Source organism: Stenotrophomonas genospecies 5, assembly GCF_054473825.1.
In genome coordinates this window covers 2,096,636-2,119,394 of record NZ_JBTMUW010000001.1, presented here as the reverse complement: position 1 = coordinate 2,119,394, position 22,759 = coordinate 2,096,636, and the positions used below count along the sequence as shown (strand labels likewise).

The window sequence follows — 22,759 nt, the reverse complement described above, 5'->3', positions numbered from 1 at the left end:
GGTGGCGCAGGAGCCCCACCCGCCGCCGGTTTGGAGGACAATGCAGGCCTGATCACCCGCAGGAGCCACGCCCATGATGGAGCGTTACGACGTCGGACCGCGCATGTCCGAAATGACTGTGTACAACAAGGTTGCCTACCTCTCCGGCCAGATTCCGGAGGACACCAGCCAGGACATCACCGGACAGACCCGGCAGGTGCTGGCCGAGATCGACAAGCTGCTGGCACTGGTGGCCAGTGATCGCCAGCATGTGCTGCGCGCGGAGGTGTTCCTGGCCGACATGGCCGACTTCGACGGCATGAACAAGGCGTGGGACGAATGGGTGGTCGAGGGTGCGACCCCGGCCCGTGCCACGGTCGAAGCCAAGCTGGCACACGCCGAGTGGAAGGTCGAGATCGTGGTGACGGCGGCCGTGCCGTAACGGCGGGCGGGTGTCAGCTCCCTTTCCTGCCGGAAGGGAGCTGGCACCGCTACCGTTCCCGCAGCACAATGCAGTCCACCGGACACGGTGGAATGCACAACTCGCAGCCCGTGCACAGGTCGGCGATCACGGTATGCATGTACTTCGCGCCGCCGACAATCGCGTCCACCGGGCAGGCCTGGATGCACTTGGTGCAGCCGATGCAGTCGGCCTCGACGATCACCGCAACCTGCGGCGCCTTGTGTTCGCCGCGCGTACGATCAAACGGCAGTGCCGGCACACCCAGTACCTGGGCCAGTGCACGCGCGCCCGCATCGCCGCCCGGCGGGCAGCGGTCCACGCCCGCCTCGCCGCGCGCCATCGCCTGCGCATAGGGGCGGCAACCGTCATAGCCGCATTGTCCGCATTGCGTCTGCGGCAACAGTCGGTCCAGGCGTTCGGTCAGCGGCGGAATCAGGCTCATGCGTGGCGAAGGCTGCGCGTATGGATCATTTCAGGGGTTTGCCACGGAACCAGCGTTCGTGGGCGAGGGCCAGCATCGGCCGGTCCTCTGCGCTGTCGCCATAAGCGTGGATGCGCGTGTAACGCGACAGATCGAAACGGCGACGGATCTGCTCGACCTTGCGAGGACCGCAATCGCCGCCGTGGTACCGGCCGGTCAGGCGTCCGTCCCGGCTTTCAAGGCGGTTGCAGATCAGTTCAAGACCCAGCGTTTCGCACCAGGGACGCAGGTACAGATCCAGCGAACCGGACACGACCACCACGGTGTGCTGCTGTTCCTTGTGCCAGCGGATCTGTTCCAGCATTTCCGGGCGCACCACCTCGGGCAGGAATTCGCGCGAGAAGCCGGTGGCCAGCGCTGCGATGTCGTCGGCGTGGCGCTCGCTGAAGGTGAGGCGGGTGACGCGGGCGCGGATGCGTTCGGCCGAGATCAGTTTCAGCCGGTACGCCGCCAGCCACGGACCCACCTTCCACCACGCCTGCGCAAGCTGCTCGGCGGTGGCCACGCGGCGCAGGAAGCGGCCATAGGTATCGCAGGTGGTGACGGTATGGTCGAAGTCGAACAGCGCCAGTTCCATTCCGATGCCTCCCGTGGTGCGTCCCGTCGTTGCCGTGACCGCTGGGCGCCGCCGTGGCCGCGCCCGCGCAGTGCATCAGCGGACCGGCATGCCCGGCTGCGCGCCGCTGTCGGCGTCCAGCAGCGCCAGCGCGCCACCATCGAAACCTGCCGACAGGATCATGCCTTCACTCAGGCCGAAGCGCATCTTGCGCGGGGCCAGGTTGGCGATGAACACGACGCTGCGGCCGACCAGCGCTTCCGGCTCGCCGTAGCTGGCACGGATGCCGGAGAAGATCTGCCGTTTGCCCAGTTCGCCGGCATCCAGCTCGAAGCGCAGCAGCTTGTCCGAACCCTCCACGAACTCGCACACCAGCACCTTGCCGATGCGCAGGTCGAGCTTGGCGAAGTCGTCGATGCCGATGTAGGGCGGTGCCTCGGCGCTGGCCGTTGCGGCACTGGCCGGCACGGCAGCCGCCGGCTTGGCAGCGTCGGCCTTGGCGGCGGGGGCAGCGGCGGTCGGCTGCAGGGTGTCCTTGGAGGCGTCGATCATGGCGTCAATCTTCTTCGGGTCGATACGGGTGAACAGTGGGGTGTAGTCAGCGATTCGATGGGCCAGCAGCGGCTGCGCCAGGTCGGTCCAGTCGGCCACTGGCGCGGCCAGGAACGCCTCGGCCTGGGCGGCGGTGGAAGGCAGTACCGGCTTCAGTGCGGTGACCAGTACACGGAACAGGTTCAGGCCCTGGCTGCACACGGCCTGCAGCTGCGCGTCGGCTCCTTCCTGCTTGGCGATCACCCACGGCTTGACGTCGTCGATGTAGCGGTTGGCTTCGTCGGCCAGGGTCATGGTCAGGCGGATCGCCGCCGCCGGATCGTTGCGCTCGTAGGCTTCGCGGATCGGCGCCAGGCTGTCGATGAAGCGCTGGTACTGGGCGGCATCGGGCAGCTGCGCGGCGAGCAGGCCATCGAAACGCTTGCTGATGAAGCCGGCGCAGCGGCTGGCCAGGTTGACGAACTTGCCGACCAGATCAGCGTTGACGCGGGCAACGAAGTCACCCAGGTTCAGGTCGAGGTCGTCGACGCCACCGCCGGACTTGGCCGCGTAGTAGTAGCGCAGCGCTTCCGGTTCCAGTCCTGCATCGAGGAAGGTGCGCGCCATCACGAAGGTGCCGCGCGACTTGCTCATCTTGGCGCCGTCAACGGTCAGATAGCCGTTGACGTGCAGGCGGGTCGGCGCGCGGTGGCCGGTGCCGTGCAGCACCGCCGGCCAGAACAGGCCATGGAAATTGACGATGTCCTTGCCGATGAAGTGGTGCAGCTCGGTGGCGGTGCCGGCGCGCAGGTGGGCTTGGAAATCCTCGCCGAGCGTGCCGCACAGGGTCTGGAAGCTGGACAGGTAGCCGATCGGCGCGTCCAGCCAGACGTAGAAGTACTTGCCCGGATGGCCCGGGATCTGGAAGCCGAAGTACGGCGCATCACGCGAGATGTCCCACGCGCGCAGGCCGCCCTCCGCGTCCAGCCACTCCATCAGCTTGGCTTTCACCCCGGGCAGCGCGACGTCGCCGGCCAGCCATTCGCGCAGGAAGCCCTCGAAGCGGCCGACCTCGAAGAAGAAGTGCTCCGAATCCCGGATCTCGGGCGTAGCGCCGGAGATCACCGATTTCGGCTCCTTCAGATCGGTGGGGCTGTAGGTCGCGCCACAGACTTCGCAGTTGTCGCCGTACTGGTCGGCGCTGCCGCAGTTCGGGCAGATGCCCTTGATGTAGCGGTCCGGCAGGAACATGCCCTTGGCCGGGTCGTAGAACTGGGCCACCGAACGGCGGCTGATGTGGCCGGCCGCTTCCAGCTTCAGGTAGAACGCCTCGGTCAGCGCCTGGTTGGCTGCCGAATTGGTCGAATCGTAGTGATCGAAGGCCACGCCGAATTCGGCGAAATCACGTTCATGGCTGGCCTGGATGCTGGCGATGAAGGCCTCCGGGGTTACCCCGGCCTTCTCGGCTGCGAGCATGATCGGCGTGCCATGGGTGTCATCGGCGCAGACGAACCAGGTCCTGCCGCCGCTCATTCGCCGTGCACGCACCCAGATGTCGGCCTGGATGTAGCCGACCAGATGGCCCAGATGCAGCGGGCCGTTGGCGTAGGGCAGGGCGGTGGTGACGAGCGCGGTACGGGTCATGGTCGCGGGGTGAAGCCGAGGGGAACCGCAGATTATCGCATGCCCGCAACGAGGTGACCCGGCCGGGGCCGGGTCACGGGTATGCACGGGCGGGCCGGTGGCTTACTCGCGTACCCAGGTCTGCGCCCGGCAGATGAAGGCGATGCAGCCGGAGACGTCCAGCTTGTTGCCACCCGGCTGCAGTTCCATCTTCGACTTGTAGGTCTTGCCGTTGGCGGGGTCGAGGATGGTGCCGCCGGACCACTTGCTGGCGCCGTCGGCCTTCAGGTTCCAGAGGATGGTCATGCCCTTCACCGGCTTGTTCCTGTTGGCACCCTCACAGCCATCGCAGACCGGGTTCGGACCCTTGTCCGAGTGCAGGATGTCCACCACCTTGCCGGACAGCGTGCCGTTGGCGGCCTGGCTGATCTCGACGATGGACTTCACCTGGCCGGTCTTGTCGTCGATGGTCTTCCAGCGGCCGGCCGCGCCATCGGCGGCCTGCGCCGAGAGCGCCGCCAGGCACAGCGGCAGCGCCAGCAGCAGGGTCTTGAAGGTCTTGCGCATGGTCCCCTCCCAGGGTTCATTCCGGCACGGTGCCGGTACACGCCGACTGTATACCCATTCGGCGGGGTATGGGGAAGGGGGTGCCGGGTCGAGCAGGTGAGTGGGGCCAGATCCTTTCCCGATGGAAAAGGGATCTGACCCCGAGCCATCAGCCGACTTCGTAGAGTTCCAGCGGCAGGCCGTCCGGGTCGGCGAAGAAGGTGAAGCGGCGGCCGGTGTATTCGTCCACGCGGACCGGTTCGCAGTCCACGCCGCAGCTGGCCAGGCGCTGGATGAATGGCTCCAGCGCGGCCACGCGGAAGGCCAGGTGACGCAGGCCCTGTGCCTCCGGGCGGCTGGGCCGGGGCGGTGGTGACGGGAACGAGAACAGTTCCAGCTGGCCGCCATCGGGCAGTGCCAGGTCCAGCTTCCACGAATCGCGCGCGGCACGGTGGTTCTCGGCCAGTACGCGCAGGCCGAGGATGCGCACGTAGAAATCCTTCGAGCGCGCATAGTCGCTGCAGATCAGCGCGGCATGATGGATGCCCAGCAGGGCGGTCGGATCGTCGGTCATTGCAGGATGTCCAGCCAGCGCTGGGCGATCTTCAGCGCCAGCGGATAGGGTTCGGGGTCGTTGCGGTTGCTCAGCACGATCACTGTCAGATGCCGGTCCGGATAGCGCAGGATGACGTTGCGGAAGCCGATGCTTTCGCCGCTGTGCCACTGCATGCGGCCGTTGAGGCGCCAGCCGAAGCCGTAATGCGGTACGTCCGGTTCGGTGGTTGCGGTGGCCGGGCTGAACATGGCCCGCCGCGATGCGGCTGACAGCAGGCGGTCGTCGTACAGTGCGGCATCCCAGCGGGCGAGGTCGTCCAGCGAGGAATAGATGCCACCATCACCCAGCACGGCACTGGTGGTGCTCTGGTCGGTGCGCTGCCAGCGACCGTCGAGCCAGCTGTAGCCGTAGGCCCGCGCAGTGACCATATCGACGCCGTCCTGGTGGGCGACGGTGTGGGTCATGTGCAGCGGGCCGAAGATCCGCTGCTGCAGGAAGGTGGCGAAATCCTGGCCCGACGCGCGCCCGACGATCAGCGCCAGCAGCGCATATCCGCTGTTGCTGTAGCGGTACGCAGTGCCCGGTGTGAAATCCAGCCGGTCCTCGCGTGCGAGCAGCGCCAGCACGTCCGCATCGTGCACCTGGCGGCTGTCGGCGGGGTCCATCAGGCCCTCATAGTCGGGCAGACCGCTGGTATGCGACAGCAGGTGACGGAGGGTGACGGAGGACGCCGCAGTGGGAAGTTCCGGCAGCCAGCGTCGCACTGGCTGGTCCAGGCCCAGGCGGCCCTCTTCCACCAGCAGCAGCACGGCGGCGGCGGTGAACTGCTTGCTCACCGAGGCCAGCCGGAAATTGCTGGCCGCGGTCACCGCGGTGCCATCTTCCACCACCGCCAGGCCGTACCCGCGGCGGAACACCGCCTGCCCGTCGTGCAGCACCAGTACCGCTGCTCCCGGCACCTGGCCATCGTAGGCCTGCATCAGGCCATCGATGCCCGCATCCGGCGGCATCACCGCCGGTGCGGCAGGCGCGGCCTGCGGCAGCAGGGCCAGTACGGCAGCGAACACGACGGTGGCGGGACGCATGAGGGCTCCGTGGCGATCAGGGGGTGGGCGCGGACCCCGGCGGTTGTGACAGCCATCGTTCCATCTTCCGCTCCAGCACGTCCAGCGGCATCGAGCCGTCCTTCAGCAGTTCGGCATGGAAACGGCGCAGGTCGAATGCCGCACCCTGGCGTGCCTTGGCCTTGTCGCGCAGTGCCAGCAGGGTCGTCAGGCCGGCCACATTGGACAGCGCCTGCGCGGGCTGGGCCATGATCCGCTCCACTTCGGCATTGGCATCATCGCTGCTCATGTCCACGGTCTTCTGCAGGTAGGCGACGGCCTGCTGCTTGCTCCAGCCCTGGGCATGCACGCCGGTGTCGGCGACCACGCGCGCTGCGCGCAGCAGGCGCGAGGAGAGATAGCCGATGCGATCGTAGGGATCGGTGTAGACGCCCAGCGTTTCCCCCAGCGTTTCCGAGTACAGGCCCCAGCCTTCGATGAAGGCCAGGTCGCCGCCGGCACGCCGGAAGCGCGGCTGCTTGGCCAGCTCCTGCTGCAGACCCAGTTGCACGTGGTGGCCGGGAATGCCTTCATGCAGGTACTGCACCGGCACGTTCCAGCGCTTGCGGCTGGGCAGGTCGCGGGTGTTCACATACAGCACCCCGGCCTCGCCGGGCTGTGTCGGCTGGTAGGAGGCCGCGGCCGCGGTGAGCGCACGCTCGGGCTCCACTGCACGGATGTCCAGGGCAGCCTTCGGCAGCGTGTCGAGCACCTGCGGCAGGCGCGTGGCGACCTGCTGCTGCACCTGGCGGTAGCGGCCGAGCAGCGCGTTGGCGTCGCCATACTGGAACTGGCGATCACTGCGCATGCTGCGCAGAAGCTTGGTCGGCGTGCCGCGCAGCTTCGCATCCTTCATCACTGCGGCGATCTGCGCCTGCAGCTCCTGCACGCGCTGTTCGCCGAGCGCATGCCATTGCGCGGGTGTCTGTTCGCTGGCCGTGGTCTGCACGATCAGGTTGGCGTACCACGCCTGGCCATTGGGCAGGGCGCCCAGACCGCTGCTGGTCCGCGTGGCCGGCAGGTACTCGGTGGCGATGAAGCCGCGCAGGGCGCGGTAGGACGGCATGATGCGCAGTTCGATCATGCGCTTGTACTCGGCACTGATGCGCGCCTTGTCCTCGGCGGAAATCGACTCCGGCATGGTCCGGATCGGCGACCAGAAGATGCTTTCCTCGGCGGTCGGCTTGATCACCGCATCCAGCTGCGGCAGCACTTTTTCCATCAGGTCGCGCGGCTGCACCACACCGGCCTTCATGCCCTGGCGCATGTTGTCGATGGCCTGGTCGAACAGCGCCGGAATGCCCAGCGAGCGGCGCGACCAGGTGTCGTAGTCCTGCACGGTATTGAACGGCTGCGCACCCGCGCCGGCACCGAGAATGGCCATGATGCTGCCGACGTTGTAGTACTGGCTGATCGGCATCATCCAGCTGGGATACGGCTCGGCGGCCAAGGTCGCGCGCGCGTCGCGCACGAAGATCTCGTAGCTCAGCAGGTCCTGGCCCTGCAGGCCGTCGCTGCCGATCTTCTCGACCTTGCCCAGCCACTCCACGGTGAAGTCATGCGACTGCTGGCGCCACGCCGCGGACAGGATGTTCGGCAGCTGGTCGTTGTAGCGGTTTTCGCCCTGGAAGGTCGCCTGCAGCGGGTTCAACCGCATCGACGCATCCCAGTATTCGTCATAGAGGCGCTCCAGCTGGACCGTTTTGGGCACAGTGCGGGCGGCGGCGACCGGGCGCGCGGGGGAGCGGGTGGCGCTGCGTGCCGGTGCGGTGGCGCGCGCGCTGGGCCGCGCCTTGGGCTTGGCCGCCGGACGGCTCTGCGTCGCAGCGGGCCGGCTGGCCTTCTTCTTTGCAGCTTCGGCCGACGGAACGGCGCTGAACAGGAACAACGCGGCAATGGCGGCGGCCAGGGCGCGGGTGGAATACGGCATCAGGAGCTTCCGTGGAACACAGACCGTGGAGCTTGCACGATCCGGCCGCGTACGGCCAGCGCGGGGGCGCAGTCAGCTGGCGCCCGCTGGGCCTTCAGTCAGCCGCGGCCGCAGTGCGAAGCGCGGCCGCGCGCTCGACACCCAGGTATCGGGTGATCGCATGCCGCATCAGGTACAGCAGGGGAATCAGGGCGATCGCAAAGCCCATCTTGTAGACGTAGTTGACGCTGCTCACCGCAAGGAACAGCGATGTCGGCCACTGCTGCGGGCCGAGCACGAAAGCGATCCAGATCACCACGAAGCTGTCCACCAGCTGCGAGACCGCGGTGGAACCGGTAGCGCGCAACCAGACGTGGCGCTCGCCGGTGGCCTGCCGGATCCTGTGGAACACGGCCACGTCGATCAGCTGGCCGAGCAGGAAGGCCACCAGCGAACCAGCAATGGTCCACATGCCCTGGCCGAACACCGCGGCGAACGCGGCCTGGTAGTCGGGCACGCCATGGGCGTTCATCGAGGTGACCCACCAGCTGGCCGGCGCCAGCGAGATCGCCGCGAAAGCGAACAGGAAGCCGTAGGCGATCAGCACCACCGCCAACCACGAGATGAAACGCACCCCGCGCTTGCCGAAGAACTCGTTGATGGTGTCGGTCATGATGAACACCACCGGCCACAGCAGTGTGCCGGCGGTGAAGCTCAACGATCCGGTCTGGCCGAACAGATTCCAGTTCAGCGGGTCGATGCCGAGCGTGTCTTCCAGCGCGAAGATCTTCACTCCGATCAGCTCGGCCAGCACGGCATTGCCGCAGAAGAACGCGGCCAGCACGATGAACAGCAGGACCGCGCGGTCCTGCAGCGGGCGCTCGACCGGCGTCGTGCTCATTCGGTGCGGTCGCCCGCGCGGGTGAACGGCACGCTGGCTGGCGCCACAGCACCACCGGAAATGATGAAGCTCATCGCCTGGTCCACGGTCCAGTCGGTGGGTGTGAGCAGTTCCACCGGCACGATTTCAAGATAGCCGGAGGTCGGGTTCGGCGTGGTCGGCACGTACACCGCTGCCAGTTCGCGGTCGGTACCGTGTTCCTTGATCACCCGCGTGACCAGGCCGACCGACTTCATGTCGCGGTGCGGGAAGTCGATCAGCACGACGCGCTGCGTGCTGCCGGGTTCGGTCTGCAGCATGTCCAGCAGCTTCTTGGCGCTGTCGTAGATGATGCTGGCCAGCGGGATCCGCTTGATCACCGCGCCGATCCAGCGCAGCAGGCGCTGGCCGAGCACGCGGCGGCTGGCCACGCCCACGGCCAGGATCACCAGCAGCGTCGCCAGCAGCGCGATGGTGTTCTGGATCCACTCCGCGCGCACCCAGCCCAGGTAATGCGGGAAGCTGGTCGCGATCTGCTCCGACAGGGGCACCACCAGCGGGCTGGAGATGCCCGACAGCAGCACGAACACGAATTTGACCACGACCCAGGTGAGCCAGATCGGCAGCAGGGTCAGCAGGCCGGTCAGGAACAGGCGCTGCAGGGAGGGGCGGGGGACCAGGGAGGGGGCTTCGAGCGACATGGGCGCATTGTAGCGGCCAGCGCTTGCCGATGATGCGGGGGAATGCGGCCGGGATCAGCGTGCGTGCGGCTTCAGCCGCAGGTAGACCTGCTTGCGCACCTGGGCGACCACCTCGCCGCTTTCATCGACCAGATCGTTGCTGAACCAGCGCAGCACTTTGCCGCCGCCGGCAGCGTCGGCGCGCAGTTCGTCCAGCAGCGCATCGTCGATGCGGAACGACGTGCGCACGGTACCGCGCCCCGGCTTGAGGAAGTCGATCGCGCCGGCGCGGTCCCACACGTAGTAGTCGCGGCCGAGAATATGCAGCAGGCCCAGCATCCAGAACGGGTCGGTCATCGCAAACAGGCTGCCACCGAAGTGGGTGCCCACGTAGTTGCGGTTCCAGGGGCGCTGGCGCAGCTCGACGTCGATCTGCCGGTAGTCCGGGCTGACCCGGGTGACGTGGATGCCGGTGAACAGGAAGGGCGGCCACAGGTTGATGCCGAAACGGAACAGGCGGGCGTTCATGTGCATCGCGAGGACGGAGGGCGGGCCCCAAGTCTAACCATTCGCATGCGTATGTTGTAGCTGTGCGCGGCGCGGCGCGTGTCACCCTGCGGCGTCGATCACGTAGCCGTCGCGACCATTGGCCTTGGCCTGGTACAGCGCCGCGTCGGCACCTTCCACGAAATGGTGGGGTTGCAGCTCGCCGTTGGGGATGCGGGTATAGACGCCGATGGTCAGGGTGATGCCGCCGCCATGGCCTTCACCCGGTGCGGGCAGGGCGCGGATGCTCTGGATGAGGTCTTCGATCACCTGCCGCGCGCCCTCGGCCGGCGTATCCGGCAGCACCAGCGCGAACTCATCGCCGCCGTAGCGTGCCGCCTTGTCGCGCGGGCGACGCGCGTGCGCGGCGATCTGCTGCGCCACTTCGCGCAGTACGCGATCGCCGACCTGGTGACCGTGACGGTCGTTGTGGTGCTTGAAGTGATCGACGTCGATCAGCGCGAGCGTGAGCGGCTTGCCGCTGCGCCGTGCGGCATCGCATTCCTGCTGCAGCGACTGTTCGAAACGCAGCCGGTTGCCCAGGCCGGTCAGCGCGTCACGGTTGGCCAGCCGGTGCCAGGCCGCGATCCGCCATATCGCCCAGGCCAGCAGCACCAGCACGATGCCCAGCATCGCGCTGGCCGGTGCCCACCACAGGTTGCCGGCGCGCAGCAGCGCCCAGCTCAGCAGCGGGGCCAGCGGCAGCGAACAGAGCGCCGTCAGCCAGGGCAGGCGCAGGCCGAGGAGGATCACGCACAGCGCCACCAGCAGGCCACCGATGGCGTCCTGGCAGAACCTTGGCAGGACGTGGATCTGCCTGCCCTGCAGCAGCATCGAGGCGATGTTGGCCTGGTACTCGCTGCCGCTCATCCAGTACTCGCGCGTGGTCGGCGTGAGCAGGCGCGGGGCGATGCCGCTGGCGGTCATTCCGACCACGATGCGTCGCCCATGCAGCATCGCCATGTCCACGTGGCCCTCGAGCACGTCGGCATAGGACACCTGCGGCAATCGTTCCGGCGGGCCGGCGTAGCGCACCCGCACGTAATCGTCGCGGCGCCACTGATAGGGGGAATCGACCTCCGGCTCGGGATCCGGCAGGCCGTCGATCGCGCTGGCGGGCAGTCCGGCCAGGGCCAGGCCCAGCGCAGGCCAATGCGGCTGGCCGATGCCGGCGCGCAGGTACACCCCACGGGCGACGCCATCGCCATCCACTTCGACATCGCTGTGGCCGATCGCCGCAGCGCTGGCCGCGATCAGTGGAATGGGCAGCAGTTCCTCGGCCATGCGGTCGCCGGCTGCCGGCGCCGCCAGCACGGGCAGTACGACGTGGCCATTGCGCCGGATCGCGGCGGCCAGGATTTCGTCCTGGCGGCTGTCGCGGCGGTCGGGTTCTGACAGCATCAGGTCCAGTGCGATGCGTTCGGCGCCGGCGTCGGTAAGGCGATCAAGCAGGCGCGCATGTACCGAGCGCGGCCATGGCCATTGGCCGATGCGCTGCAGGCTGCCTTCGTCGATGGCGATGATCAGCACGCTGGGGTCGGGTCGATAGTCCCAGCCGCCGACCATCGCGTCGTAGGCCGCTTCATCCTGGCGCCACAGCCACTGGCCATGGCTGGCCACGGCGGTCAGCACACCGGCCAGCACGGCCAGTGCGATCCGTCGGGACCATGGAAGCGGCGAACGCCTCATAACAACAGCCAGAGCAGCAGCGCACCGCCGCCGCCGGCGCCGTAGCACAGGCGGCAGGGCAGCTTGACCTGCTGCGCGGGCGAGAAATCGCCTGCGTGCCCGTCGTCGTCGATGTACTGCACGCGCACGTGCAGGGTGCCGCTCCATGGCCGCTTGAAGCTGACCTGGGGCTGCTCGACGGTTTCATCGAGCATCGGGCTGGCGAAGTCGCCACGACGATCCACCTGCACGCGGTAGCGCTGGCCTTCGCTGCCGGCCTGCCAGCGCAGGGTCAGTTGGCCATGCGCCGCCTCGGGCGGCTGCAGGGCAGGGTCCATCGGTTCGTTGGTCAGCTGCAGTGGCAGCGCTTGTCCATAGCGCCCCTGGTGGCCGTTGTCATCGCGCGAGGCAACGCGCCAGTAGTACTGGCCCGGCGGCAGGGGCTGCGCCAGGCGCAGGTCGGTACCGGTGCTGGCCTGCTCCTGCAGCGGCTGCGTGAACGTCGGTTCTGCAGCGACCTGCAGCACGCTGCTGCTCGCGCCCGGGGCCCGGGTCCAGCGGAACCGGGGGCGATCGCTGTTGACGGTCTGGCCGTGCAGCGGAGAGACGGTCAACGGCGGCGGCGGTTGGTCGCTGAGTTCGAAGTCGGCACTGGCGTCCAGGCCCTCCACGCCCTGTGCGTCGACCGCACGCAGCAGCACACGCAGCTCGCCGGGCGGCAGATCGCCGATCGCCAGGCGCGTGTCGGCGGTGGTGGCGGCGAACAGCAGGATTTCCGGGGTGGCCGCCTGCACCACCTCCACCCGGTAGTGGTCGGCCCCGGCGACCGGGTCCCAGGCCAGCAGGCTCGGCAGGGGGGCCAGTCTCAGCTCATCCTGGCGCAGCGTCGGCGCCGGCAGCAGCGCGGCCACGGCGGCGGGCGCCTTGTCGGCGCTGGCGTTGCGGCTGGCCTGGCCCGGACGGACAAGGCGCTGGCCGTGGGTGTTGGCGACCTGCACCCGTCCTTCCAGCACTTCGGTGGCACCGATCCGGCCGGCATCGCCATCGCCGGCGCTGACGCGGAAGACCGTGCCGCGCACGCTGCTGGTCGCCGTCGGTGCATCGATGATGTAGCGCGATGCCGGGCCACGTGCCGGGGTGACCCGGTTGCTGGCCCGGCCCTGCTGCAGGCGCAGGCGGGTATCGACCATGCCGGTGCGGCCGTAGCGGCTGAGCTGGTCCAGGCGCAGGCGCGAATACTCGCGCAGCTGCAACCGCGAGGCATCGGCGAATTCGAGGGTGATGCTGGAGTCGCCTTCGGTTTCCACGGTGTCGCCGATGCGCAGCTGCTCTCCGGCCCGCACCGCGCGGGTGGCGCTGCCATCGCCGCCCACCAGCCCGACCTTGCCGCGCACGGACAGGACCCGTGCCGGCGCAGGCTCGGTGCGCAGCCAGCTGATCGGGAAGCGCAGCAGCTGGCCCGGCGGCAGCTGATAGGGATTGGCGATGCGGTTGTGCTGCTGCAGCTGTTGCCAGGGCACGGAAGGCTTCAGGTACAGGCCACCCAGGTCCCAGAGGGTGTCACCGGGACGGACCCGGTAGTTCCAGTCCTGTGCGGCGGCGATGGCCGGCAGCAGCAGGAGGGCACACAGCAGGATACGTTGGAGGCGCGTAATGAAAGGCGAAGTGCGGACGAAGGTCACAGTTTGCAGTCCCGGCAATGCGGAGGCGCAGCAGCAAGACCCAATGGCCCCGACCCTCATCCCCCCGAATGGATCGCGGCGGCCGAACGGCCGCCATCGATCACATTATCGCCCGCGTTCAGTGCAGGGATTCTGAACGGGACAGGCTTCCGTTCAGAACAGCAGCGAGGCCATCTTCCTGCGGTACTGCCCGACCAGGTCCTCGTCGGAGATCACATTGAAGGCGTCGATCAGGGTCCTGCGCGGCAATCCGTCCTCGAAACCGCGGTCGATCCGCAGCATTTCCAGGAACTGGGCCAGGGCCGCCTCGTCCTGACCCTCCAGCAGCAGCTGCACGCCCCGCAGATGGCGCGCCTTGAGGTCGCGGCCATCGGCGGAGATGCGTGATTCGAGCACCTCGGCGGCCGGGGCGTCCTTGAGTGCGGACGCGAAGGCCAGGCGTGCACGGGCGCGCACGGCGCGGTCGTCGGTGGCCAGGTTGGCCGGCAGGCGGTCGATCAGCGTACCGGCTTCATCCACGCCACCGATCTGCAGCAGGGCCAGGGCCAGGTCGAGCTTCAGCTCGTCCTTGTCCGGTTCGGCGGCGATCTGCGCGCGCAGCACGTCCACCTGTGCCTGTGGGTCCAGCGGTGCTTCCTCCTCGCTGACCGTATCGCCGACATCAGCGGGGACGATGCCGTGCTGGGCCAGGAACTCGCGCAGCTGGCCCTCCGGGATGGCGCCGGGGAAGCCGTCCACCAGCTGCCCGTCCTTGACCAGGAACACGGTCGGCACCGAGCGGATCTGGAAGGCGGCAGCGATCTGCTGTTCCTTGTCGACATCGACCTTGGCCAGCTCAAAGGCGCCGTTGTACTCGCCGGCCAGCTTTTCCAGCATCGGTCCCAGCGTCTTGCACGGACCGCACCAGGTGGCCCAGAAATCGACCAGCACCGGCGTCTGCAGCGACTTCTGCAGGACTTCGGCCTCGAAGGTCGCAGTGGTGGCGTCGAATACGTAGGTCGTCTCGGTCATGGAGGAGGCATCGCTTGGCATCTGGAGAGGGATTCTATGGTGGCGGAACCTGCCCGTCTCAACCCGGGCCGCTGCAAATGGCCGACAATGCGGCCTTCCTGTTGCCGCTGTCGTGGAGCCTGCATGTCGTCGCCGTCCCCCTTGCTGCGCCTGTCGGGCGTGATCGCCGCACTCGTCTTCGTGGCTGCGGTCCTCGGCTTCGGTGCCGGCCTCGACGGCTATGCGCAGGCTCGCCATCCGGTGGCGTTGCTGGGCGCGCAGGGGATGCCGCATGCCCTGGGCTTCAATCTGCTGGGCTTCATGCTGCCGGGCCTGCTGGCGGTGGTGGTGGCCGAATGCCTGCGCCGGCAGCTGCCGGCCACCGCGGGCTGGGCCCCGCGTGTGGGCAGCCAGATGCTGCTGCTGGCCGGCCTGGCGTTCGCCGCCATGGGCGTGCTGCCGCTGGATGTGGATGACCTGCACGGGCTGGCCAGCCAGCTGCATGCCAGCGCCTGGATGGTATGGGTGCTGGGCTTCGTTGCCGGCGCCCTGCTGCTGGGCACGGCGCGCCTGCGCGACACACAGGGCCGGGCATTGGGCGGGGTGGCGCTGGCCTGTGGTGTGGTTGCCGCGTTGGCAGCCTTCGCCCTGCAGGGCGTGCTGCCGGCGCCTCTGTCGCAGCGGCTGGCCTTCGCCTGCTGGGCGGTCTGGCTGGCGTTGGCGCTGCCGCTGTCGCGGGCCCGTTGAGACGGTCGCGGGGCCGCCACCGGGCCCACAGCCGTCGGACAGGATTGGAGACGTTTGCCGCACTGCGGTACGCTGTACCGCTTTGCCGCCGCATCCGCGTGTTCCATGACCAGCGCTGAACCCAACGCCTACGACCCGCAGCAGGTTGAATCCGCCGCCCAGCAGTACTGGGACGCCACCCGCGCGTTCGAGGTCGACGAGACTTCCGACAAGCCGAAGTACTACTGCCTGTCGATGCTTCCGTACCCGTCCGGTGCGCTGCACATGGGGCACGTGCGCAATTACACGATCGGTGACGTGATCAGCCGCTACAAGCGCATGACCGGCCACAACGTGCTGCAGCCGATGGGCTGGGACGCGTTCGGCCTGCCGGCGGAAAACGCGGCGATCAAGAACAAAACCGCGCCGGCGGCGTGGACCTACAAGAACATCGACCACATGCGCAGCCAGCTGAAGTCGCTGGGCTATGCCATCGACTGGTCGCGCGAGTTCGCCACCTGCCGCCCGGACTATTACGTCCACGAGCAGCGCATGTTCACCCGTCTGATGCGCAAGGGCCTGGCCTACCGTCGCAACGCGGTGGTGAACTGGGACCCGGTCGACCAGACCGTGCTGGCCAACGAGCAGGTCATCGACGGCCGTGGCTGGCGTTCCGGTGCGCTGGTCGAGAAGCGTGAGATTCCGCAGTGGTTCCTGCGCATCACCGATTACGCCCAGGAGCTGCTGGACGGCCTGGACGAGCTGGACGGCTGGCCGGAATCGGTCAAGACCATGCAGCGCAACTGGATCGGTCGTTCCGAGGGCCTGGAGATCCAGTTCGACGTGCGCGACGTCGATGGCAGCGCGCTGGATCCGCTGCGGGTGTTCACCACCCGCCCGGACACCGTGATGGGCGTGACCTTCGTCTCGATCGCCGCCGAGCACCCGCTGGCGCTGCACGCAGCGAAGAACAATCCGGAACTGGCCGCGCTGCTGTCGGAAATGAAGCAGGGCGGCGTGTCCGAGGCCGAGCTGGAAACCCAGGAAAAGCGCGGCATGGATACCGGCCTGCGCGCCATCCATCCGGTCACCGGCGAGAAGGTGCCGGTGTGGGTCGCCAACTTCGTGCTGATGGGCTATGGCACCGGTGCGGTGATGGCCGTGCCCGGCCATGACCAGCGCGACAACGAAGTGGCCAACAAGTACGGCCTGCCGATCGTGCAGGTCATCGCGCTGAAGGATCCGCGCAATGACGACGAGCGCAATTGGGATGGCGCGCGCTGGCAGGACTGGTACAGCGACAAGAACCGTGCCTTCGAACTGATCAATTCGGCCGAGTTCGACGGGCTGGATTTCCAGGGCGCCTTTGAAGCCCTGGCCGAGCGTTTCGAGCGCAAGGCGCAGGGGCAGCGCCGCGTCAACTACCGCCTGCGCGACTGGGGCGTGAGCCGCCAGCGCTACTGGGGCTGCCCGATTCCGGTGATCTACTGCGCCAAGTGCGGCGCGGTACCGGTGCCGGAAGAGCAGCTGCCGGTGGTGCTGCCGGAGGACGTCGCGTTCTCCGGCACCGGTTCGCCGATCAAGACCGACCCGGAGTGGCGCAAGACCACCTGCCCGGAGTGCGGCGGTGCAGCCGAGCGCGAGACCGATACCTTCGACACCTTCATGGAGTCGAGCTGGTACTACGCGCGCTACACCTCGCCGGGCGCGCGTGATGCCGTGGACAAGCGCGGCAACTACTGGCTGCCGGTGGACCAGTACATCGGTGGCATCGAGCACGCGATCCTGCATCTGATGTACTTCCGCTTCTACCACAAGCTGCTGCGTGACGCGCGGATGGTGGACAGCAACGAACCGGCCCGCAATCTGCTGTGCCAGGGCATGGTGATCGCCGAGACCTATTACCGTCCGAACCCGGACGGTTCCAAGGACTGGATCAATCCCGCCGACGTGGAAGTGCAGCGTGACGAGCGCGGCCGCATCACCGGCGCGACCCTGATCGCCGACGGTCAGCCGGTGGTGGTCGGTGGCACCGAGAAGATGTCCAAGTCGAAGAACAACGGCGTGGACCCGCAGGCGATGGTCGGCAAGTATGGCGCCGACACCGTGCGCCTGTTCTCGATGTTCGCCGCACCGCCGGAACAGTCGCTGGAGTGGAACGAGGCCGGCGTGGACGGCATGGCCCGCTTCCTGCGCCGCCTGTGGGCCCAGGTGCAGAAGCATGCCGCCGAGGGTGCCGCCCCCGCGCTGGACGTGGCCGCGCTGGACGGTGGCCAGAAGGCGCTGCGCCGCAAGACCCACGAGACCATCGGCAAGGTCGGCGACGACTATGGCCGCCGCCACAGCTTCAACACCGCGATCGCTGCGGTGATGGAACTGATGAACGCGCTGGCCAAGTTCGAGGACGGCAGCGAACAGGGCCGCGCGGTGCGTCAGGAAGCACTGCAGGCCATCGTGCTGCTGCTGAATCCGATCACCCCGCATGCCAGCCACGCCCTGTGGCAGGTGCTTGGCCATGGCGAGACGCTGCTGGAGGACCAGCCGTTCCCGCAGGCCGACGCCAGCGCGCTGGTGCGCGACGCGCTGACCCTGGCCGTGCAGGTCAACGGCAAGCTGCGCGGCACCATCGAAGTGGCCGCCGATGCCGCTCGCGAGCAGGTCGAGGCGCTGGCCCTGGCCGAGCCGAACGCAGCGAAGTTCATGGAAGGCCTGACGGTGCGCAAGATCATCATCGTCCCGGGCAAGATCGTGAACATCGTCGCCGCCTGATGTACCCGCACCGGCCGCCCTCCCGGCGGCCGGTGTTCCAGCAACGCGGGGGGCATGCGGTTGATGGCCCTGCGTTCACGCGGTCTCGGGCACGCTGTCTGTTGCCGTGATCGCCCGGCTCCGCCAGACTGTTCTCCATGACCCGACTCCTGCTTGCCCTCGTTCTTGTCCTCGGCCTTGCCGGCTGTGGCTTCCATCTGCGCAACAAGCTGATGTTGCCGACCGACACCGCGCCGGTGAAGGTGGTCTCCACGGCCCCGTACAGTGAACTGGTCAAGCTGCTCAACCGCAGTCTGCAGGCGTCCGGCGCCAAGCTGGCGAGCGAGGATGGCAACGAACCCAGCACCCAGCTGCAGGTGTTGTCCGAACGCTGGGGCGACCTGCCGATCGCGATCGACTCGCAGGGTCGTGCGCAGGAATACAGCCTGCGCTACGCGGTGATCTTCATCTTCCGTCGCGAGGATGGCAGCGAACTGGTGCCGCAGCAGGTGATCGAACTGTCGCGCGACTACGTGTCGCCGCCCACCGACGCGACCGGTACCACCACCGAGCGCGAGATCCTGGCCGATGAACTGCGCCGGGAAATGTCGGCCTCGATCATCCGCCGCATCGACAGCGTGGTCCGTGCCGAAGTCGCGAAGGGGGGCAGCCTGTCCGCGCCGAAGCCGGTCGATCCTGCGGTTCCGGCCGAGCCGACACCGGCACCGGCCATCAAGCCCTGACCGGGACCGGCATGGAACTGCGTCCGGAGCAGCTGGCCAGCCAGGGCGCTGATACCCCGCTGTCGCCGGTGTACCTGATCGCCGGTCCTGAGACGCTGCGCGTGCTGGAAGCCGCCGACGCGGTCCGTGCGCGGGCGCGCGCCGCCGGCATCGGTGAGCGCGAGGTGTTCGACGCCGATGGTCGCGACTTCGACTGGGGCCAGCTCGACGCCAGCTTCAACGCGCCGAGCCTGTTCAGTGCCCGTCGCCTGGTGGAAGTGCGGTTGCCCAGTGGCAAGCCGGGCAAGGACGGCGCCGAGGTGATCAGCCGGTTCTGCGCCGATCCGGCACCGGACGTCGTGCTGATGATCACCGCCAACGAATGGAGCAAGGCGCACCAGGGCAAGTGGGCTGAAGCGGTGGGCCGGGTCGGCGTGCTGTCGGTGGCCTGGGCGATCAAGCCGCATGAACTGCCCGACTGGATCGAGCGTCGCCTGCGCAGCAAAGGCCTGCGCGCGGATCCGGCCGCAGTGCAGCGCCTGGCCGAGCGCGTGGAAGGCAATCTGCTTGCCGCGGCGCAGGAGATCGACAAGCTGGCGCTGCTGGCCGATGGGCACGCGCTGGACGTGGAACGGATGGAATCGCTGGTGGCCGATGCCGCCCGCTACGACGTATTCCGGCTGGTGGAAGCCACGTTCTCCGGGCAACCGGCGGCGGTGCTGCGCATGCTTGCCGGCCTGCGCGGCGAAGGCGAGGCGGTGGCCGCGCTGATGCCGATCGTGATCCGGGAACTGCTGGCAGGTGCCGGGCTGGCACGGGTGCAGGCGCGCGGTGGCAACCTTGCCGCCGAGATGAAATCGCGCGGCATCTGGGAGTCGCGGCAGGCACCGTACAAGCGTGCGCTGCAGCGGCATCCGGAAGGCAAGCGCTGGGAACGTTTCGTGGCCGAGGCCGGGCTGGTCGACCGCATCGCCAAGGGGCGCGCCGACGGCGACGCCTGGCTGGCGCTGGAGCGCCTGCTGGTGGCCGTGGCCGAGCCGCGCGCCGTGCGGCTGCTGGCCCGGGCCTGATCGATGAGCCTGCGGGTCTATTACGGGGGCACCTTCGATCCGGTGCACCTGGGGCACCTGGCGATCGCGCGCGCCGCGCGCGATGAGCTGCAGGTCGCGGTGCGGATGCTGCCGGCGGCCGATCCACCGCACCGCCCGGTTCCCGGCGCGACCGCCGAACAGCGCTGCACGATGCTGTCGCTGGCCATCGGCGACGAGCCGGGGCTGCTGCTGGACCGACACGAACTGGATCGGGCCGCGCGCTTTCCCGGTCGCCCGTCCTACACCGTCGATACCCTGCGCGAACTGCGCGGCGAGCTCGGTCCCAGCCGGCCCCTGGCCTGGCTGGTCGGCGCCGACAGCCTGCTGGGCCTGCCCGGCTGGCATGAGTGGGAGGCGCTGTTCGGCCTGGCCCACTTCGTGGTGGCGGAGCGGCCGGGCAGTCCACTGCAGGCCTCGGTCGACGGCGAGCTCGGCCGTGTCCTGGAAGGGCGGTGGGCCGACAGCGAACAGGACCTGTTTGCCAGTCCGGCCGGCCGCATCCTGCGCCTGCACCATCCGCTGCGCGGGGAATCGGCCAGCGCCGTGCGCGCGCAGATCGCCGCGGCAGGGCCCTGGCGTGCCCTGCTGCCGCCGGCGGTGGCCGACTACGTGGCCGCGCAGCGGCTGTACCATCCGGCAACACCGTGAATGCCGCGACCGCGCCATCCCCGTATAATCGCCCCCACGTTTATCGAGTCGATCCACTTTGAGCAACCAGACCCAGCCCCAGACCATCAAGGTCGATCTGCCCAGCCCGCCGCCGTCCGTGCCGGAACTGCTGGCCAGTGTCCGTCAAGCCACCGAAGACCTGAAGGCCAAGGACCTGGTCGAGATCGACGTGCGCGGCCGGTCCAGCGTTGCCGATTACCTGGTGATCGTCTCGGGTACTTCGACCCGCCACGTCAAGTCGATCGCCGACGAGGTCGTGCGCTTCGCCAAGAAGATCGACGTGATGCCGCTCGGGGTTGAGGGCGAGCGCGAAGCCGAGTGGGTACTGGTCGATCTGGGCGACGTGATCGTCCACGTGATGCTGCCGCGCGTGCGTGAGTTCTACGCCCTCGAGCGCCTGTGGACGGTCGGTGATCAGCCGCCGTCCAGCGACGACGAAGTGGCCTGAGCCGCACGTTGATGCATCCCTTCGACGGCGCCGATGGCGCCGTCGACGTTTTCGAGGAGCGCTGATGAAAGCCCGCCTGATCGCCACCGGTGAACGCGCACCCAGTTGGGTCGCGCAGGGGTTCGCCGAGTACCAGAAGCGGCTCTCGCACTGGCTGCCGTTCGAGCTGGTCGAGATCGAGCCCGGCCTGCGCGGCAAAGGCCGCGATCCACGCCGTGCCACCGAGGACGAGGGCCGGCGGGTGATCGCCGCGCTGCCGAAGAATGCCTACGTCGTGGCGCTGGATGTGCCCGGCCGCCAGCTCAGTTCCGAACAGCTGGCGCAGCGCCTGGAGCATTGGCGGGGACAGGGCAGGGACCTGGCGTTCCTGATCGGCGGTCCCGAGGGGCATTCGCCCGAAGTTTCGGCATTGGCCGACGAGAAGTGGTCGATTGGTCCGCTCACGCTGCCGCACATGCTGGTGCGGTTGGTCGTGGCGGAACAGCTGTACCGGGCCGCCGCAATGATTGCAAATCACCCCTACCATCGCGCGTGAAGAGCCGTTATACTGTTCGTCTGCCCGAATAGCTCAGCCGGTTAGAGCACTTGACTGTTAATCAGGGGGTCGTTGGTTCGAGTCCAACTTCGGGCGCCACTTTCAGAAACCTGCATCGCGAGATGCAGGTTTTTTTTGCTCTACAGAGTCAGCGCTCCTCGCCAGAACGCCACCAGTGTGGCGATCGCAACGGCCAGGATGGCGCCGAACAGCACCCACTCCCAAGGCGTGAACACCTGTTCGCCACGCTGGCGACGGGTCAGCGCGAACAGCGCTACGCCCGGTACATACAACAGCACCGACAGCAGCAGGTTGTGCAGGCCACCGGCATAAACAAGCCACAGCGCGTATGCGCTCGCCAGCAGCGCGACGCTGAAGTCGCGCCAGCGGATTCCTGCTTCGCCGCCCGCATAGGCCTGACCACGCCAGCCCAGCTGCACGCCGAATGCCGTGGACAGGAAATAGGGCACCAGGCTCATCGATGCAGCCAGCAGTACCAGGCCGGTATAGCTGCCGGAATTCACCAGCACCAGCAGCAGGAACAACTGGATCAGGCCGTTGCTCAGCCAGAGCGCATTGGCCGGCACGCCGCGCGCATTCTCGCGGCCAAGGAACGCGGGCATGGTGCCGTCGCCGGCAGCCGCATACAGCACCTCGGCGCACAGCAGTACCCAGGCCAGCAGGGCGCCAAGCACCGAGATGATCGAACCGATGATGATCACGGTCGCGCTCCATTCGCCGACGATGGCGCGCAGCACGTAGGCCATCGATGGATTGGGCAGGGCAGCCAGCTCGGCCTGCGACAGCACGCCCATCGACAACAGGCTCACCAGGACCAGCAGCAGCCATACGCCGAGAAAGCCGATCACGGTCGCGCGCCCTACATCGGCACGACGCGCAGCGCGCCGGGAATAGATGCTGGCGCCTTCGATGCCGATGAACACCCATACGGTCACCAGCATCATGCCGCGCAGCTGCTGGCCGAGATCGCCGAGTGCGGGCGTACCCAGGAAATCGGCGCCGAACACGTCCATGCGGAACGCGCCGGCGGCCAGGATGAGGAACAACGCAATGGGCAGCAGCTTGGCCACCGTGACCAGGCCGTTGACGATGGCGGCAGTGCGCAGGCCGCGCAGCACCAGCAGGTGCACGGTCCATAGCAACAGCGACGAGGCGGCCACCGCTGCCGGCGTATTGCCTTCACCGAACACCGGCATGAAGTGGCCGAGGCCACTGAAGATCAGCACGAAGAAGCTGGCGTTGCCGAGTACCGAGGCAACCCAGTAGCCCCATGCCGCGGAGAAGCCGATGTAGTTGCCGAAGCCTTCCCGCGCATACGCGTAGATGCCGGTATCGAGGTCCGGCCGGCGGTTGGCCAGGGCCTGGAACACGAAGGCGAGCATCAGCATGCCGGCGCCACTCACCGCCCAGCCGATGATCGCGGCGGCCGGACCGGCGCTGCGCGCCACGTTCTGTGGCAGGGAAAAGATGCCGGCGCCGACCATCGAGCCGACCACCAGAGCGGTCAGTGCAGCCAGGCCCAGCCGTTGTGAGGTCGCAGCCATGAATCTCCCCTGCGGCAGCGCGGCCGCAGGGGCACAGTAGCGGCAGTGCCGTGAAGCCGCAT

The 22,759-nt window shown here is 68.0% G+C and carries 22 protein-coding genes and 1 tRNA gene; 9 read left to right on the top strand and 14 right to left on the bottom strand.

The genetic code is table 11. The features are described from left to right. Window positions 1-73 precede the first annotated feature (73 nt). Window positions 74-421, top strand: a complete 348-nt coding sequence (locus ACX9OW_RS09870) for a RidA family protein (protein ID WP_049426796.1) — start codon at window positions 74-76, stop codon at window positions 419-421. A 49-nt stretch (window positions 422-470) separates the two neighbouring features. On the opposite strand, the gene rnfB is transcribed toward ACX9OW_RS09870, so the two are convergent. The 13 genes from rnfB to trxA form a co-directional block, all read right to left on the bottom strand. After that, complete coding sequence (gene rnfB / locus ACX9OW_RS09865; RefSeq protein WP_080375344.1) at window positions 471-884, bottom strand: Rnf electron transport complex subunit RnfB; 414 nt, start codon at window positions 882-884, stop codon at window positions 471-473. A 25-nt stretch (window positions 885-909) separates the two neighbouring features. Then, window positions 910-1,500: an HAD family hydrolase gene (locus tag ACX9OW_RS09860; protein WP_065174860.1), complete on the bottom strand. Its 591-nt coding sequence runs from the start codon at window positions 1,498-1,500 to the stop codon at window positions 910-912. 75 nt (window positions 1,501-1,575) lie between these two features. Beyond that, complete coding sequence (metG, locus tag ACX9OW_RS09855; RefSeq protein WP_322522936.1) at window positions 1,576-3,654, bottom strand: methionine--tRNA ligase; 2,079 nt, start codon at window positions 3,652-3,654, stop codon at window positions 1,576-1,578. A gap of 102 nt (window positions 3,655-3,756) precedes the next feature. After that, the gene (locus ACX9OW_RS09850) at window positions 3,757-4,200 is read right to left on the bottom strand and encodes a DUF2147 domain-containing protein (protein WP_053519945.1); all 444 of its coding nucleotides are present in this window, start codon (window positions 4,198-4,200) and stop codon (window positions 3,757-3,759) included. A 148-nt stretch (window positions 4,201-4,348) separates the two neighbouring features. Beyond that, window positions 4,349-4,753, bottom strand: a complete 405-nt coding sequence (gene gloA2 / locus ACX9OW_RS09845) for an SMU1112c/YaeR family gloxylase I-like metalloprotein (RefSeq protein WP_053519946.1) — start codon at window positions 4,751-4,753, stop codon at window positions 4,349-4,351. Continuing rightward, entirely contained in the window at window positions 4,750-5,820 is a 1,071-nt protein-coding gene (locus tag ACX9OW_RS09840; RefSeq protein ID WP_459062219.1) for a serine hydrolase domain-containing protein, read from the bottom strand. Before ACX9OW_RS09840 ends, gloA2 begins: the two co-directional genes overlap by 4 nt. Window positions 5,821-5,836: 16 nt before the next feature. Next, entirely contained in the window at window positions 5,837-7,768 is a 1,932-nt protein-coding gene (locus ACX9OW_RS09835; protein ID WP_459062218.1) for a DUF885 domain-containing protein, read from the bottom strand. 94 nt (window positions 7,769-7,862) lie between these two features. Continuing rightward, window positions 7,863-8,648: a queuosine precursor transporter gene (locus tag ACX9OW_RS09830; protein ID WP_459062217.1), complete on the bottom strand. Its 786-nt coding sequence runs from the start codon at window positions 8,646-8,648 to the stop codon at window positions 7,863-7,865. Next, window positions 8,645-9,328, bottom strand: a complete 684-nt coding sequence (locus ACX9OW_RS09825) for a DUF502 domain-containing protein (protein WP_263175219.1) — start codon at window positions 9,326-9,328, stop codon at window positions 8,645-8,647. The genes ACX9OW_RS09830 and ACX9OW_RS09825 overlap by 4 nt, the downstream gene beginning before the upstream one ends. Before the next feature lie 54 nt (window positions 9,329-9,382). Continuing rightward, complete coding sequence (locus ACX9OW_RS09820; protein WP_459062216.1) at window positions 9,383-9,835, bottom strand: DUF4442 domain-containing protein; 453 nt, start codon at window positions 9,833-9,835, stop codon at window positions 9,383-9,385. An 81-nt stretch (window positions 9,836-9,916) separates the two neighbouring features. Next, window positions 9,917-11,542, bottom strand: a complete 1,626-nt coding sequence (locus tag ACX9OW_RS09815; protein WP_180876102.1) for a CHASE2 domain-containing protein — start codon at window positions 11,540-11,542, stop codon at window positions 9,917-9,919. Continuing rightward, a complete protein-coding gene (locus tag ACX9OW_RS09810; RefSeq protein WP_459062215.1) occupies window positions 11,539-13,203 on the bottom strand; it encodes a FecR family protein in 1,665 nt (554 codons plus the stop codon). Before ACX9OW_RS09810 ends, ACX9OW_RS09815 begins: the two co-directional genes overlap by 4 nt. Window positions 13,204-13,356: 153 nt before the next feature. Continuing rightward, window positions 13,357-14,214, bottom strand: a complete 858-nt coding sequence (gene trxA / locus ACX9OW_RS09805) for a thioredoxin (RefSeq protein WP_459062214.1) — start codon at window positions 14,212-14,214, stop codon at window positions 13,357-13,359. A 123-nt stretch (window positions 14,215-14,337) separates the two neighbouring features. Here trxA and ACX9OW_RS09800 point away from each other — a divergent pair, with 123 nt between their 5' ends. From ACX9OW_RS09800 to ACX9OW_RS09765, 8 genes are all read left to right on the top strand, one after another. Then, a complete protein-coding gene (locus ACX9OW_RS09800) occupies window positions 14,338-14,940 on the top strand; it encodes a DUF998 domain-containing protein (protein WP_459062213.1) in 603 nt (200 codons plus the stop codon). A 105-nt stretch (window positions 14,941-15,045) separates the two neighbouring features. Continuing rightward, on the top strand, window positions 15,046-17,688 hold the full coding sequence (leuS, locus tag ACX9OW_RS09795) for a leucine--tRNA ligase (protein WP_065181980.1): 2,643 nt from the start codon (window positions 15,046-15,048) through the stop codon (window positions 17,686-17,688). A gap of 137 nt (window positions 17,689-17,825) precedes the next feature. Then, window positions 17,826-18,410 (top strand): LPS-assembly lipoprotein LptE, encoded by a 585-nt coding sequence (locus tag ACX9OW_RS09790; RefSeq protein ID WP_053520122.1) that lies wholly within the window; start codon window positions 17,826-17,828, stop codon window positions 18,408-18,410. An 11-nt stretch (window positions 18,411-18,421) separates the two neighbouring features. After that, complete coding sequence (gene holA, locus ACX9OW_RS09785; RefSeq protein ID WP_053520121.1) at window positions 18,422-19,459, top strand: DNA polymerase III subunit delta; 1,038 nt, start codon at window positions 18,422-18,424, stop codon at window positions 19,457-19,459. A gap of 3 nt (window positions 19,460-19,462) precedes the next feature. Beyond that, entirely contained in the window at window positions 19,463-20,128 is a 666-nt protein-coding gene (gene nadD / locus ACX9OW_RS09780) for a nicotinate-nucleotide adenylyltransferase (RefSeq protein WP_053520120.1), read from the top strand. Window positions 20,129-20,186: 58 nt separating this feature from the next. Next, entirely contained in the window at window positions 20,187-20,597 is a 411-nt protein-coding gene (gene rsfS / locus ACX9OW_RS09775; RefSeq protein ID WP_053520119.1) for a ribosome silencing factor, read from the top strand. 64 nt (window positions 20,598-20,661) lie between these two features. Further along, window positions 20,662-21,132 carry a 23S rRNA (pseudouridine(1915)-N(3))-methyltransferase RlmH gene (gene rlmH / locus ACX9OW_RS09770; RefSeq protein WP_019662111.1) on the top strand — a complete coding sequence of 157 codons (471 nt, stop codon included), beginning with the start codon at window positions 20,662-20,664 and terminating at the stop codon, window positions 21,130-21,132. A gap of 22 nt (window positions 21,133-21,154) precedes the next feature. After that, a tRNA-Asn gene (locus tag ACX9OW_RS09765) sits at window positions 21,155-21,231 on the top strand. Between the two features lie 41 nt (window positions 21,232-21,272). Here the strand turns inward: ACX9OW_RS09765 and ACX9OW_RS09760 are convergent. Beyond that, a complete protein-coding gene (locus ACX9OW_RS09760; protein ID WP_459062212.1) occupies window positions 21,273-22,697 on the bottom strand; it encodes a basic amino acid/polyamine antiporter in 1,425 nt (474 codons plus the stop codon). Between the last annotated feature and the right edge of the window lie 62 nt (window positions 22,698-22,759).

Excerpts from the sequence above, each read along its gene's own strand:
- ACX9OW_RS09870 (WP_049426796.1), top strand. The coding sequence starts at position 74 with ATGATGGAGCGTTACGACGTCGGACCGCGCATGTCCGAAATGACTGTG.
- rnfB (WP_080375344.1), bottom strand. The coding sequence starts at position 884 with ATGAGCCTGATTCCGCCGCTGACCGAACGCCTGGACCGACTGTTGCCG.
- ACX9OW_RS09860 (WP_065174860.1), bottom strand. The coding sequence starts at position 1,500 with ATGGAACTGGCGCTGTTCGACTTCGACCATACCGTCACCACCTGCGAT.
- metG (WP_322522936.1), bottom strand. The coding sequence starts at position 3,654 with ATGACCCGTACCGCGCTCGTCACCACCGCCCTGCCCTACGCCAACGGC.
- ACX9OW_RS09850 (WP_053519945.1), bottom strand. The coding sequence starts at position 4,200 with ATGCGCAAGACCTTCAAGACCCTGCTGCTGGCGCTGCCGCTGTGCCTG.
- gloA2 (WP_053519946.1), bottom strand. The coding sequence starts at position 4,753 with ATGACCGACGATCCGACCGCCCTGCTGGGCATCCATCATGCCGCGCTG.
- ACX9OW_RS09840 (WP_459062219.1), bottom strand. The coding sequence starts at position 5,820 with ATGCGTCCCGCCACCGTCGTGTTCGCTGCCGTACTGGCCCTGCTGCCG.
- ACX9OW_RS09835 (WP_459062218.1), bottom strand. The coding sequence starts at position 7,768 with ATGCCGTATTCCACCCGCGCCCTGGCCGCCGCCATTGCCGCGTTGTTC.
- ACX9OW_RS09830 (WP_459062217.1), bottom strand. The coding sequence starts at position 8,648 with ATGAGCACGACGCCGGTCGAGCGCCCGCTGCAGGACCGCGCGGTCCTG.
- ACX9OW_RS09825 (WP_263175219.1), bottom strand. The coding sequence starts at position 9,328 with ATGTCGCTCGAAGCCCCCTCCCTGGTCCCCCGCCCCTCCCTGCAGCGC.
- ACX9OW_RS09820 (WP_459062216.1), bottom strand. The coding sequence starts at position 9,835 with ATGAACGCCCGCCTGTTCCGTTTCGGCATCAACCTGTGGCCGCCCTTC.
- ACX9OW_RS09815 (WP_180876102.1), bottom strand. The coding sequence starts at position 11,542 with ATGAGGCGTTCGCCGCTTCCATGGTCCCGACGGATCGCACTGGCCGTG.
- trxA (WP_459062214.1), bottom strand. The coding sequence starts at position 14,214 with ATGACCGAGACGACCTACGTATTCGACGCCACCACTGCGACCTTCGAG.
- ACX9OW_RS09800 (WP_459062213.1), top strand. The coding sequence starts at position 14,338 with ATGTCGTCGCCGTCCCCCTTGCTGCGCCTGTCGGGCGTGATCGCCGCA.
- leuS (WP_065181980.1), top strand. The coding sequence starts at position 15,046 with ATGACCAGCGCTGAACCCAACGCCTACGACCCGCAGCAGGTTGAATCC.
- ACX9OW_RS09790 (WP_053520122.1), top strand. The coding sequence starts at position 17,826 with ATGACCCGACTCCTGCTTGCCCTCGTTCTTGTCCTCGGCCTTGCCGGC.
- holA (WP_053520121.1), top strand. The coding sequence starts at position 18,422 with ATGGAACTGCGTCCGGAGCAGCTGGCCAGCCAGGGCGCTGATACCCCG.
- nadD (WP_053520120.1), top strand. The coding sequence starts at position 19,463 with ATGAGCCTGCGGGTCTATTACGGGGGCACCTTCGATCCGGTGCACCTG.
- rlmH (WP_019662111.1), top strand. The coding sequence starts at position 20,662 with ATGAAAGCCCGCCTGATCGCCACCGGTGAACGCGCACCCAGTTGGGTC.
- ACX9OW_RS09760 (WP_459062212.1), bottom strand. The coding sequence starts at position 22,697 with ATGGCTGCGACCTCACAACGGCTGGGCCTGGCTGCACTGACCGCTCTG.